This is a genomic window from Mesorhizobium sp. WSM2240 (assembly GCF_040438645.1).
Lineage (GTDB): Bacteria > Pseudomonadota > Alphaproteobacteria > Rhizobiales > Rhizobiaceae > Allomesorhizobium.
Map to the genome: position 1 here is coordinate 527457 of NZ_CP159256.1, position 13309 is coordinate 540765.

Annotated in this window: 9 protein-coding genes; 6 read left to right on the plus strand and 3 right to left on the minus strand. The window is 59.4% G+C overall.

Translation table 11 applies throughout. The features are described 5' to 3' along the window. The first annotated feature begins 192 nt into the window (after window positions 1-192). Window positions 193-2292, plus strand: a complete 2100-nt coding sequence (locus ABVK50_RS32255; RefSeq protein ID WP_353646379.1) for a glycosyltransferase — start codon at window positions 193-195, stop codon at window positions 2290-2292. A gap of 30 nt (window positions 2293-2322) precedes the next feature. On the opposite strand, the gene ABVK50_RS32260 is transcribed toward ABVK50_RS32255, so the two are convergent. The 3 genes from ABVK50_RS32260 to tssH all read right to left on the minus strand — a co-directional run bounded on the left by ABVK50_RS32260 (window position 2323) and on the right by tssH (window position 8546). Then, window positions 2323-2760: a hypothetical protein gene (locus tag ABVK50_RS32260; RefSeq protein WP_353646380.1), complete on the minus strand. Its 438-nt coding sequence runs from the start codon at window positions 2758-2760 to the stop codon at window positions 2323-2325. Between the two features lie 40 nt (window positions 2761-2800). Next, window positions 2801-4966, minus strand: coding sequence for a caspase family protein (locus ABVK50_RS32265; protein ID WP_353646381.1), 2166 nt, complete (start codon window positions 4964-4966; stop codon window positions 2801-2803). 811 nt (window positions 4967-5777) lie between these two features. Beyond that, entirely contained in the window at window positions 5778-8546 is a 2769-nt protein-coding gene (tssH, locus tag ABVK50_RS32270; RefSeq protein WP_353646906.1) for a type VI secretion system ATPase TssH, read from the minus strand. Window positions 8547-8842: 296 nt separating this feature from the next. On the opposite strand from tssH, the gene tssA reads away from it, so the two are divergent. The 5 genes from tssA to tssE are packed head-to-tail and all read left to right on the plus strand — an operon-like array spanning window position 8843 to window position 13306. After that, a complete protein-coding gene (gene tssA / locus ABVK50_RS32275; protein WP_353646382.1) occupies window positions 8843-10012 on the plus strand; it encodes a type VI secretion system protein TssA in 1170 nt (389 codons plus the stop codon). 6 nt (window positions 10013-10018) lie between these two features. After that, on the plus strand, window positions 10019-10561 hold the full coding sequence (gene tssB, locus ABVK50_RS32280; protein WP_353646383.1) for a type VI secretion system contractile sheath small subunit: 543 nt from the start codon (window positions 10019-10021) through the stop codon (window positions 10559-10561). A 3-nt stretch (window positions 10562-10564) separates the two neighbouring features. Further along, the gene (gene tssC / locus ABVK50_RS32285) at window positions 10565-12067 is read left to right on the plus strand and encodes a type VI secretion system contractile sheath large subunit (protein WP_353646384.1); all 1503 of its coding nucleotides are present in this window, start codon (window positions 10565-10567) and stop codon (window positions 12065-12067) included. A gap of 26 nt (window positions 12068-12093) precedes the next feature. Then, window positions 12094-12567: a type VI secretion system tube protein TssD gene (gene tssD / locus ABVK50_RS32290; protein ID WP_353646385.1), complete on the plus strand. Its 474-nt coding sequence runs from the start codon at window positions 12094-12096 to the stop codon at window positions 12565-12567. Beyond that, window positions 12554-13306 (plus strand): type VI secretion system baseplate subunit TssE, encoded by a 753-nt coding sequence (gene tssE, locus ABVK50_RS32295; protein WP_353646386.1) that lies wholly within the window; start codon window positions 12554-12556, stop codon window positions 13304-13306. The genes tssD and tssE overlap by 14 nt, the downstream gene beginning before the upstream one ends. The last annotated feature ends 3 nt before the right edge of the window (window positions 13307-13309 follow it).

Below are 13309 nucleotides of genomic sequence, written 5' to 3' on the forward strand. Positions count from 1 at the left end.
AAAGATTCATAGATCTGATCGATGCATTTCCACATAGTTCACGCCGCTAATCCGAGATATCATGGCGGGACTTCCTCCGCACTGCGAGCCGAACTGAAGGCCGCTCGGCATTTTGGGCTGTGTACTGCATTCCTTCCCTTCATAGGCAGAAGCGATCCATTGATTGGACCCTTCCAATCGCGCACTGCCCGGGTGATCGAGGAACTCGATATCCCTTGGTTGACAGGCGATGATGCCGTGACGTGCGACGTCCTTTTTGCAAACCATCCTCAGGTGTTTGAACGGATGCCGGATCGACCGGTTAGAATCCGGCCTCGTCACGTTGTCTGCGTCGTCCAACATCCGCTATTCGATGGCGCCTGGATTCCGCAATACGATCTTGGCGCCGTCGAGCGCAATCTTGAACGCTTGTTCGGAGCGCCGGTGACATTCGCACCCGTAGGTCCCAAGGTCCGGGCTCAGTTCGAAATTCTGGTCGGCTGGAAGCCGAAGCTTCTGCCGCGCGATCTCTTCAATATGATTGACATCTCGGAGTGGAGCTGCCGCATACGGCCGCCTCCCCAGGGGTCGGCCATACTTGGCCGGCACTCGCGGCCGGCGCGCCTCAAATGGCCGGACAGCCGCGAGGAACTACTCGCCGCTTATCCCGACAAGCGTCACCTGACGGTGAAGGCGCTTGGGGGCGTTCCCTCTGAAATTCAGCCATGGCTCGGCTCGAACTGGCAGCTTCTGCCGTTTTCCGAGGATGGTACTGCTGAATTCCTCAAAAGCCTCGATTTCTACGTCTACTTTCACAGCCGACTATGGGTTGAGGCGTTCGGCATCGGTATCGCCGAGGCGATGGCGAGTGGCGTCGTGACGATACTGGACCCCTCATACGAGGCGCTGTATGGGGATGGCGCGGTCTATACGGAGGCCAACGGTGTCGAAACGGTCATCGACTGTCTGCTATCCTCACCCGATGCGTATCTCAAGCAATCTGCTGCGGCGCGAAAGCTGGTCGAGGCCAAATTCTCGCTGGCAATCTATCCAAAACGCATGGCTGTGCTCTACGAGGCGCTCGAACTGCCTCCGATCCCGGCGTTGAAAGCCGCAAAATCGTCGCGGGCAAGCCGGAAACATGCAAGCCACGGTGGGCTGCAGACCAGTCGACGCTCCGCGAGCCCGTGCCGGATAGGCGTATCGCGGCGCGTGCTTTTTGTAGCGACTAACGGGATAGGCCTCGGCCACATCACCCGCCTGATGGCCATTGCCGAGCGGATGTCACCGGATATCGAGCCGATCTTCATCACTCGTTCGGCGGGGTCGTCGCTGATCAGCCAACGGGGGCACGCAACCGACTATATACCCTGGCCTGTAAAGATCGGTGTGACCGACAACAGTTGGAACCAAGTGTATTCACAGGAACTGCTCGTCGCGATCGAATCCTTTGACATTGCCGCGGTTGTATTCGACGGTACCTACCCGTTTCCCGGTCTCGTCGATGTCGCTGGCGTGCGGCCGGACATCGCGTGGATTTGGGTACGTCGCGCCATGTGGCGTACCGATCACAGTTTAAAAAGCGAGCTTCAGTCCTGTTTCGACATGATCATAGAGCCCGGCGAACTCGCGCATGATGAAGACTACGGCCCGACCCGATCCATGCCAGGTCCCATCACGGTCGTCGGCCCGATCCTTCTCAAGGAGCCTGGCTGTTTTCTCTCCAGAAGCGATGCCGCCAAGCGGCTTGGCATGGACCCGGAAAAGTTCACAGCGGCCATCCAGCTCGGTTCGCAACGCAATTTCGATTACGAGACCTTGCCGGAACTCCTGACGAAGGAACTCCTCGACCGGCACGTTCAGCTTGTTCAGATCGACAATCCGCTGTCCCGTCCCCCGGTTTCCGAGCTTCCCGGTGTCATACGCCGACGTGTGTATCCGGTCTCCGAGTATCTCGGTGCGGTCGACCTAATGATCACGAACGCCAGCTACAATTCCTTTCACGAGTGCGTCTATGGCGGGATACCGGCTATCTTTGTCCCCAACGAGTCGCCTGAGATGGATGACCAGCACCTCAGAGCGACCTATGCGCATGCGACAGGCCTTGGCTTGCGAATTCGCGCTTCGGAGCTCTCAAGGGTAAAGACGGTTGTCGACACAGCTATGTCAAACGACTTTCGTCAGGAAATGCGCCGCCGGTCGGCACGGCTGGACTTCGTCAATGGGGCGGTTGAAGCGGCACGTGCTATCGAACAGCTCGTCTTCTCGGTTAGAGCTAACCGCCCGCTTCACGAGTCACTGGCGAGAACGTAGCTAGTCCGCCGCTTCGGGTGAGCCCTATGGTTATCTAAGCTGATCGATGACGAAATCATCGAAACTCTTCCCAAGTTCGATCTGCTTCGAGAAGTTCCACTTCATCAGAATAAGCGACCAGCGACGACGAATGTAGCGCTCATATTCGCTTGCTGCGAAGGGCAAATGACGACGGGTAGGTATAAACTCTATGGGGACGACGTTGACTGCGATCAGATCGGGCCTGAGCTCCGACATGACCACGACCGGATATTCGTCACGAAGCCGGCAAGCAACTGCGACCGAGTTCAGGATTTCGCCGATGCTTTCCGGCGGTTCCCCGAGGTAGCTGATGAGGCTCCTTGGTTTGGCCTCGTCTACCGGATCCGCCAGAACGTAAACAAGCTGTGCTGCGGGGTCGTCCACGACGCTGTCGGCTATGGGGGCGGACGAAACACCGATAAACCGCGCCTTGAGGCTATCGATCACGCGACGCAATGCTCGCCTCTACCAAGAGGACGTACAAAACTCATCTGCCGTTCTGCTCTATAAACAGTTCCGCATCGGCTTCAATTTTCCGGCGGACGTCAGGCTTCAGCTTTTGGCCTATCTGCTCCTTTAGTTTCCCGGCCTTGTTGACCTTGAAACGTTCCGCAAGGGTGGCGTTGAAATAAGCCTGCGGCAAGTCGGCCTTGCCAAAGGAGCCGTCCCGGTAGCCGTTGGCAAGATCGAGGTAGCTGTCTTCGAAGCCGCGCCGCGCGGAAAGTTCGAACAGGCGGAGCGCACGCTTCGCATCGCGGCCTACCCCGCCACCGCCCTTGAGGAAGAGCTGGCCTGCAAATCGCGGCGCATACTGGTTTCCCATGTCGGTAGCCCTCAGCAGCAATTCGAGGCCGCGCTTGACGTCCTTCTCCACCCCCGAGCCGGCGATATAGGCGCGCCCGAGATTGCTCATGGCGTCGATCTGGCCCATATCTGCCGCGGCAGTGTAGAGCTTCGCAGCCTCAACCATGTCTTTTTGAACGCCGATGCCCTTGCTGTAGGCATCGCCGAGCGCCGCCATTGCATTCGCCCACCCGCTGGAAGCGGCGAGCTTGTACCACAGGATGCCTTCCTCGGGCAGCTCCGGTACGCCCTGACCACGCACATAGGCGGTGCCAATATTCGTGCGTGCCCTGAGGTTACCAAGGGCGGCAGCCTGCATGTAAAAGTCGAACGCGCGATTGAAATCGACCTCCCGGCCCATGCCGACGCGCGCCATGTAACCGAGGTTCACAAGTGCAGCGCTGTACTGCTGCTTGCCCGCCAGTTCATAATAATGCTCGGCCCAATCGAAACGTCCGGCAATTTCGAGAACGCGACCGAACTGGAATTGCAGGCGCGGATTGTTGATGTCGGCAGCGAGATCAAAGCCGCAAGCCCGCAGCGCGTCGCGAACGTTAACGAGTCCATTGGTGACCCCAGGGACGGAACGCTGCGGGTCGTTGGGATCGGCGGCGTAGAGGTCACAGTCAGTGACCAGCGCTTTCATGCCCCGCTGGGTGTCAGGCAGCTCCGATGGCCACACGCGAAACGTCTCGCTGACGGCGCGTTCGCCGGCCTGCTGGAAAACGAATTCCTCGCTCGCGGCCCTGCTTTCCCCGACCACAAGAATGTCGGTGGCAATCGGAGTGGATTTCAGGGGTCCGCTGACAAAGACACCGCGCTCGGAAAGCGCTGCCATTTGAACCTGGCTCTTTTCGGTCGCCTCCTTGGCGAACCGGCTTTTCGGAAAGACCTTTGCAAAACGGCCGAAATCTTCCGGATTCGGACTGTCCTTGATGAATGACCACAGCACTTCATCGATCGTTAGACCGTTTCCTGCCTCTGCCGGCTGTTCCGACCCAGCGACGTCGCCCCCCGTGCCGCCTTTCCTGAACACGAACTTCGTTTCGATCGAGCCGGTGATCCAGGGAATCTGAAATCCACCCGTTGCCTGGCGGACGTCGCCGCGTACTGTGCGGAACGTATCATAGATGTCCAGATTGGGCGTCTGCAACGCGTTGGCCAGCGCGGAGGAATACGGACTGTTTATCCCGGTGCCATCATAGGCAACCTCTCCGGCGCTCGTGGCAAACGCGATGAGAACTTGACCGCTTCCGGCTTCGGTATAGGCGAGACCTTCATCTAGGCCTTTGGCTTTTGCCACCGGGTTGTCGCGACAGGCGTCGAGGATAAAGAGTTTCACGCCGACTGGGTCGTCCTTCACAATATCGATGAGATCGTTAAGACGTATCGCATCGGCAACGATCTCCTTTGCTGAGGAGGTGGTTGTGTCGACAGGCAGCAGCAGGTTCTGACGATCGAACTGCAGGGCATGGCCCGCATAGTAAAAGACGGCCATCTCCGCGCCGACAAGATGCGCGCGGATCGCTTCCTTCAAATCCTTAACGGCTGCCTTTTTTACATCGTAGAAAAGCAGAACGTCGAAATCGAGCTCGGTCAGGCTATTGGCGATGAGCTTCGCGTCATTTCGAGGATTTGTCAGAGGAGCGAAGCTATAACCGCCATTGCCGACGACGATCGCCGCACGTCTTTCGGCTTGAGCGTTACTCGTAGAGAGCAGGGCGAACGCCGCCAAAAGCGTAAGCAAAAAAAAGAGAAATCTGTTCACGGGAACGTCGAGCTGGTTGAGGAGGTCGCCCTTAGTACCCATTTGTTCCGCCGCGAAGTAAACTTCTGTTCCACCGTGAAGTAAACTTCAGGATAATCCAAACAGCCACCGATTCCAATCGGCTTCTGTGCCTCGGTAGTCGCCCTCCGCTTCCGGGACGTTCCCACCGAGAATTGCCCGCGCGGCATTTCGCGTTTTCGACCCCCAGCACCCCGCCCGCCTCGATGCCCTCGGCCCCGAGCCGTATCAGGGCCTTCTGGATTTCTCTATTGAGTTCCGCGGGATCGCTGCCGGCCAATCTTTCGCAACCCCCGTTCTGACGGCGTTCCGCCTTCCAGGTGGAGCGCAAACGGTTAGAGGTGGATATTTTCCCACGGCTCGCATCAGCGACCCCTCCGCGCTCATCATCTCGGCCGCATGAAAGACGCTCCACGCGTCGCCGCGATCGGCGCTCTCGCGAAACGCCTGAATTCATGCTGGTCGGCGCTTCCTTCGACCGTAACCTCAAAATTGGAATGGCGAAGGACTTCGCCCATCCGCGACGCATCGTTTGATGATATTGGGTAGCTTCGCCAGTTTTTCGTAGGCGGAATTGCCGATGACAAACGCCGCGCGGCGGCCGACTTCGGCCGCCAAGCCGGCAGAGGTGACAGGACCAAAAGCAGACCGGCGCAAGAGAAAGCGTCCGCTTGCGCCAGTAACCAATCATGTTCAGCTCTGACATCGCCGCTGTCCCTGGCGAAGCAGTCCGACGACCTGGGCAATCTCACCTTCCCCCCCAAATTACAGTCTTCCTAATCCGCCACCAGATAAAGCGGCTTGTCAGAAATGCGTTTCACAATCGAGTGCCTGATCATTCGAACGAATAGGTGAAGCCGTCGTCAGAGGCGCCGACCGTGACGCGCCTCATCGGCTGTCCCTCGATTGATCGGTTCAATACGCCCTGGCTCAAGGCCGGCAAAAGCGTATTGGTCATAATCGCGTCGATCATCCGACCACCCGATTCGATCTCGGTGCAACGGTTCTTGACCAGATCCATCACGCCGTCTGCGATCACCAGCTCGGCATCGTGACTTGCCCGAAGGCGGCGCGCAATCTTTGCGAACTGGTGGCGGGTGATCGCCTCGATCATGGAGTCCGACAGGGGATAATAGGGAATGGTCACCACACGGCCGAGAAAAGCAGCCGGGAATACTTTCAAGAGCGGCCCGCGCAGTGCGGCATCCAGCTCGTCGAGCCCTGCCCGCGTTCGGCCGCTTTCGGTCCGATCCATAATGACCTCCGAACCGACATTTGACGTAAGCAGTATCAGAGTGTTCTTGAAATCGATCCTGCGGCCCTCGCTGTCGTCCATCATCCCCTTGTCGAAGACTTGAAAGAATATCTCATGCACGTCCGGGTGCGCCTTCTCGACTTCGTCGAGCAGGATCACCGAATAGGGCTTTCGGCGAACCGCCTCGGTGAGAATGCCGCCCTTGCCGTATCCGACATAGCCGGGCGGCGCGCCCTTCAGCGTCGACACGGTATGGGCCTCCTGGAACTCCGACATGTTGATCGAGATGAGGTTTTGCTCCCCGCCATAGAGCGTATCGGCCAGCGCCAGGGCGGTCTCGGTCTTGCCCACACCCGAGGGGCCGCAAAGCAAAAACACCCCCACCGGCTTTTCGGGCGCGCCCAGCCCGGCGCGGCTGGTTTGCACGCGCTTGGCGATCATTTCCATGGCATGGTCCTGACCAACGACGCGCTCAGAAAGCACACTGGCCAGGCGCAGCGCCTTTTCGGTCTGGCTGGACAGCATCCTTCCGGTCGGAATGCCTGTCCAGTCCTGCACCACCGCCGCCACCGCGTTGCGGTCGACGGATGGCAGGATAAGTGGCGTCTCCCCTTGCGCCTTGGCAAGTTCGGCCATGAGTTCTCGCAACGTCGCAAGGTCGGCCGCCGGATCAGGCGCTGCACCTGCAGGATCGGCCGGCGCAGCATCCGTCACTTCAGTGCTGCCGGCCACGCCCGCCATTCCCGACGTCTCGGTTTGCACGGCCTCAGCAGACGCCTCCTCGGTTTGCGCTGCCGTATCCAATGGCATGCCATCGCCCCGAAGTCGGGCGCGCAGGTCGAGAATTTGTGCGACCAAGGCCTTTTCACGATCCCAGCGTTCCTGGGAGGCAGCAAGCGCGCTCTCCGTCTCTGCCAGCCCCGCATCGACACGCGCGCGACGCTCGGCCACCTCGATGCCGATCGCCGCCTCGCGGCCAATGATGCCCTTCTCGACCTCCAGCGCCTGGCGCCGGCGACGTATATCCTCAACCTCTGCCGGCGTCGCATGCTGCGAGATCGCCACACGGGCGCAGGCGGTGTCGAGCAGGCTCACGGCCTTGTCCGGCAACTGCCGCGCCGGGATGTAGCGATGCGACAATGCGACGGCAGCTTCGATGGCCTCATCGAGTATCTGGACCTGGTGATGCCGCTCCAGAACACCAGCCACACCGCGCAACATAAGCACAGCGGCGGTCTCGGTCGGCTCCTCGACCTTGACCACCTGGAAGCGGCGGGTAAGCGCGGGGTCCTTTTCGATATGCTGCTTGTATTCGGTCCAGGTGGTCGCCGCAATCGTGCGCAGTTCGCCCCGCGCCAGCGCCGGCTTCAGGAGATTGGCTGCGTCGCCTGTTCCTGCGGCACCGCCTGCGCCGATCAGCGTATGGGCCTCGTCGATAAAGAGTATGACAGGGCTGTCGGACGACTGAACTTCATCGATGACAGCCTTCAGCCGCTTTTCGAACTCGCCTTTCACGCTCGCACCAGCCTGCATCAGCCCGACATCGAGCATGCGCACGCTGACGTTCTGGAGGATTGGCGGCACGTCGCCCTCGGCAATGCGCAGCGCGAAGCCCTCGACCACCGCAGTCTTGCCGACGCCGGCCTCGCCCGTCAGAATTGGGTTGTTTTGCCGCCTGCGCATCAATATGTCGATGATCTGCCTTATTTCGGGATCGCGGCCCACGACGGGATCAATCTTGCCGTCGCGCGCCCGCTGCGTCAGATCGGTCGCATATTTCGCCAGCGCCGACTCGCCTCCCGGCATCCGGCGCACGGCTTCGGTATCGGGCGCCGCCCCGATCTTGCCGCCAGCCTCGATCGAGCCCTCGAGCACCTCGTCGATCCGGGATAAGACACCGTCCGCATCGACCTTGTCGAATTCCGGACTTATCTTGGAGATAAGCCCCTCGAGCACCGAAACCTTCAGGCAGCCCAGAAGCACATGCGCGCTGCGAACCTCCTCGACACCGAACTGCAGCGTTGCCAGGCTCCAGGCCTCCTGGATCGCATGAAATATGTGATCTGAGAATTCTTCAATCGACGTAGCGCCGTAGGGCAGTTTGTCGACCGCCCGGGCCATGTCCGCCGCAAGCCGACCGGCGTCCACACCAGCGTCAGAAAGTATTAATTGGAAATCTGAGCGATCGGAGAGCGCCAACTGCTCGATCCAATGCACAAGTTCGACATAGGGATTGCCGCGGAATTTCGCCGCGTCGGCAGCCGCCTTGAAGGCGCGCAGACAGACGGGGTTGAGCTTGGCTACCAGTTCCTTGCGTTTGAAGCTCTGCGACGACCTGCGCTGCTGCATGCTGCTTGGTCCCATCGGACTGCTCCTGTGGTGGGATTACCCATGCATAACCTGCCACACAACAAGCAACTTACAAAGTGGGGGAGCGGAAAACGGACAAAATCGCCGCTTTAGTGAAACGCGTCACATACATGAGCCAGCAACCGGGCCAGGCATCTGGCGACAACAATCGTAAAAACGTGGTCGACAAGATCGAAACACATGCCTTACCATCGCTGCCAAAGTTGTGATAAAGATATTCCATGTGGTAAATATCAGGCCGCGTGTGGCCGCGAAGCTGTACGCCGGGGGGTTGTGTGATTGATCTCGCACTCTGGCTGAATCCATTAGACGGTGAGAATCCGTCTGGGGAAGATTTGCGCAATGATCCCCGCTTTCATGAGCTGGAGCGCCTCACAAAGCCACAGATCAAAGTCGTCCACGACGAGCGCAACAAGCCTTCCTCGCAGGTGGACATTCCGGTCGACTGGCCAGCCGTCCTCAGCAAGGCTGAGGAATTGCGTTCGCATGGGCGCGATCTTCGCCTCCTGATCATTGTTACGCGCGCCCTGGCCAATGAGCATGGCCTGGCCGGGCTGACGGACGGGCTGAATCTGATCGCGCGAACCTTCGGCGCCTATTGGGACACGATGCACCCGGCGCTACGCGCCGGCGCGACGCCACGCGAAGCCGCGCTGCGCCGGATCAACGCGCTGCTTGATCTCCAAAACGGCCAGGAAGGCCTGCTGGCGGATATGCGGAAAATGGTTTTTTTCGCTCCACGCGGGGTGGGGCCGATCAGTGGCCGCGATCTGGAGCAGGCCGCGCTCGACGAGCGTGTCATGCTGCAGGAGGCCGCTTCCGGACTGAACGCCGCCGAAAAGGCCGCGCTGGCCAGCGCCCACGAGCAGCTGCTGGCCCGCGTCCGAAGTGGCTGTGCTGCGGCGGCGGATCAGGCCAATGAGACAATGACGGCTCTCATTGCCGATGTGCGCTCCTGCGCCGCATCGCTGGAATCAGTCGAGACGGCGCTGGCGTCCCGTCTTGAAGGCGGCAGCGCCACCATTCCGGACCTGAAGAGATTTCTGGAGCGCTTGCTGGTGGCGCTTGAGCGGGAGCCTATGGGCAGTCCGCTCAACGGCACGCCCAAATCGTTCGAGGCAGCCTCGGCGACTGACGCACCCGTCGGGAACGGTCATGATTTCGTCGTTGCAGCCAGCGCTGGCTCCGGAGGATCGAGTATGAGTCTCCCCGATCGGATTTCCTCGCGCGAAGATGTGGTGAAATGCCTCGACCTTGTCGTCGCATTCTACGACCGCACCGAGCCCTCGAGCCCGATTCCACACCTTGCCCGCCGTGTTCGCCGGATGGTGCACATGGACTTCGTTGAACTCATGGAAGATCTCGCGCCGTCGGGGCTCAAGGAGTTCCGGCTTCTGGCTGGGGTCCCCGACACCAAGAAAACGGCTCAGAAGGACGAAAGGTAAAAAATCATGGCAGCGGAAAGCAAAGCAAAGGTCATCGAGCGAAATCGCGCCCCCCGCGTACAGATTGCCTATGATGTCGAAACCTATGGCAGCCCCACGACCATAGAACTTCCCTTTGTCATGGGCGTGATGGCCGACCTTTCGGGCGCGTCGCAGACCAAGGAAGCACAGAAATCGGTGCTGGACCGTTCCTACGTCGACGTCGACGCCAACAGGTTTTCCAAGTTCATGGAAGCGCTGGGGCCGCGTGTCAAAGCTCGCGTCAAGAATACCCTGCCGCAGGCAGACGGCGCCGAGCGCGAAGAGGAACTCGTGCTGGATCTTACCTTCTCCAAAATGGGTGATTTCGCCCCGGACAAGATCGCCGAACAGGTCCCGCAATTGGCCGAGATTCTCAAAATGCGTCGCCAGCTCGAAGAACTGCTCGGGTTCATGGATGGACGCGTAGACGCCGAAAAGCGAATTGCCCAACTGCTAAACAACGAGCCGCTTCTTGGTCAGATCGCGAACCAGGCGCTGACCGAAGGCGACAAGAAGGTCGAGGAATAAACAATGGCCGAACAGCAAAAGATCGCAACCATGGCCGAGGCCGAGGCTGTCGACCTCGGCGAATTTGGCGAACTTCTCGAGAAGGACTTCAAGGTCAAGAAGGACGACAGCGAAAAGCTTCAGCAGTTGGTTCGCAACCTCGCGCTTGCGGCGCAGTCGCGGTCCGAGACAACGACGATTTCCTCGAACGCAATCAAGTCGATCAAGTCGCTCATCGCGGGAATCGACAAGATGCTGACAACGCAGATCAATGAGATCCTGCACTCGCCAGAGGTGCGCGAGATGGAGGGCACATGGCGAGGCCTGTGGTATCTGGTGAACAACACCGAGACCGATCAGAAGTTGAAGATACGGGTGCTCAACATCTCCAAGGAGCAACTGGCCGACACGCTTGAAGACTATGAAGGTCAAATGTGGGACCAGAGCCCTGTCTTCAAGAAGGTCTATACGGACGAATATTCGATGTTCGGCGGTGAGCCGTTCGGTTGCCTGATCGGCGCCTACGAGTTCTCCAATCATCCGCGCGATGTGGGCCTTTTGCGCAACCTGTCGGGCATCTGCGCTTCCGCGCACACGCCGTTCATCGCCGCTGCATCGCCTCGCCTTTTCCGTATGGATAGCTGGCAGGAACTTCCGAACCCGCAAGACCTGCAGCAAATCGTCTCGAACCCGGCCTATGCCTCGTGGCAGTCGCTGCGCGAGAGCGAAGACGCGCGCTACATCGGGCTGACCATGCCTCGCGTTCTGGCCCGGTTGCCGTATGGCGCGGACACCGTTCCGGTCAAAGGCTTCGCCTTCGAAGAAGAAGTCCACGGCGACCACAACAAATATGTCTGGATGAATGCTGCCTTCCCGATGGGCGTAAACATAAACCGCAGCCATAAACTCTATGGCTGGGGCACACAGATCCGCGGAGTCGAGAACGGCGGCACGGTCATCAACCTGCCGGTGCATAGCTTCCCCACGGACGACGGATCGGTGGCTATGAAATGTCCGACCGAGGTGGCGATCGACGACCGCCGCGAAGCGGAACTGGCCAAATTGGGTCTGATGCCCATACTGCACCGGAAGAACACCGACCTTGCCGCTTTCATCGGCGCGCATTCCCTCCAGGACGACGAAACGCGCGCGGGACGGCTGGTCGATCCGGATGCCCAGGCGAACGAACGTCTGAGCGCAAACCTGCCCTACCTCTTCCCAGTTTCGCGGTTCGCGCATTACCTGAAGGCGATCGCACGCGACAAGATCGGCTCGTTCAAAGAGCGCTCCGACATGCAGGTTTGGCTGACGGAGTGGATCAACCGCTACGTTCTGGCCAACCCCGCTTTCGCCGACGACAAGGCGCGAGCAAAGCGTCCGCTTGCTGCTGCTGAGGTTCAGGTCGACAGTGTCGAGGGCAGACCAGGCTACTATAACGCACGCTTCTATTTACGTCCGCACTACCAACTGGAAGGAATAAACGCGTCGCTCCGACTGGTATCGGAGTTGCCGTCTGTGAAGTCTTGATCTGTTGAACGCAATGGAGAGCGACAATGCCAGCAGCAGTCGAACCAAGAACGAAAATAGATGGTTTTTTGAAAGTCCCTGACATTAAGGGACCGAGCGTCCGCGATGGCCATGACGAAGAGATAGAGGTCTATGGCGTAGAATACACCATGGTGGCTCCACACGATGCGAACTCTCTTTCCCGTCGCGGCCGGGTGGCCTTGGGCATGGCGGAGTTTACCAAGCACTATGACATGTCCTCCCCCTATCTGAAGAAGGCGCTCTTCGACAACACACTTATGGATGAGGTTAAGTTCTCCGCACGGCGCACGATTGAAGGCGAGACGAGCGACTATCTTGTCGTCACGTTGAAGGATGCGTCGGTGGTGAAATACGAGATGAGGCCGAGCCCGGACGAGCCCGATGTCCTCGAAGACCGTGTAAGCTTCGCCTACAAGACGATCATCTTCAACTACGATGATGAGCACGAAATCGAAATGGATGTTCATGTCGGCAAGTGAAGCCCGGATACGGCGCGCCAGCGCCGAAAGGACCAATGGCGGTCCGCGGGCTAAACGCGAGGCGGTCCAGCCCTCTCTTTGGGACCGTCTCGTAAACGACCTGCCAGGCTTGACCTCGGAGATCGAGGGGCTAAGGCGGACGCTGCAGGAAGAACTGGGCGCTGAGCGTGTCGACGTTTTTATGGAACGCACGCAGCTCATCGATTCCGATGCTGACATAACACCCGACCAGAAGCGGAGATTGCATCGTCTGGCGTTTCAGAACCGGCACCGCGCTGAGCTTGAAAGCCGTAGCGTGGTGGTCTCCGCCCCGGTGCTGCGCGAAGCGGTTCGACGCGATATCGAGGCGCTTTTCAATACCGAGCGCTTCGAAGCCAGCCCGCTTCTTTCCGACCTCGAAGCCGAACACGCCGCCGGCAGCCCGCCATCGCTGGAGGACTTCCCCGAAGTGCGCCGAAGCGTGGTCAATTACGGCGTGCCTTCGTTCTCCGGCCGTTCCTCCCGTGATTTCGACCGCGATGCCCTGGCCCGCGAAATCCGGTCCGTACTCGCCAGTTTCGAGCCCCGTCTCAAGGAGAGCGCGACGAAAGTCACAGTGACCCTCGGTGACAAAAGCATGGGTTTGAAGATTGAAATCGACGCAGTGTTGATCATGACACCCACGCCCGAACGGTTGCGACTGCGCACTTTGATCAACCTCGACAACGGCCTGGCGCGGACCGATTTTAAGGACTCCTGAGAA

Coding starts and splice junctions, on each gene's coding strand:
- ABVK50_RS32265 (WP_353646381.1), bottom strand. CDS start 4,966: ATGGGTACTAAGGGCGACCTCCTCAACCAGCTCGACGTTCCCGTGAAC.
- tssH (WP_353646906.1), bottom strand. CDS start 8,546: ATGCAGCAGCGCAGGTCGTCGCAGAGCTTCAAACGCAAGGAACTGGTA.
- tssB (WP_353646383.1), top strand. CDS start 10,019: ATGGCAGCGGAAAGCAAAGCAAAGGTCATCGAGCGAAATCGCGCCCCC.
- tssC (WP_353646384.1), top strand. CDS start 10,565: ATGGCCGAACAGCAAAAGATCGCAACCATGGCCGAGGCCGAGGCTGTC.
- tssD (WP_353646385.1), top strand. CDS start 12,094: ATGCCAGCAGCAGTCGAACCAAGAACGAAAATAGATGGTTTTTTGAAA.
- tssE (WP_353646386.1), top strand. CDS start 12,554: ATGTCGGCAAGTGAAGCCCGGATACGGCGCGCCAGCGCCGAAAGGACC.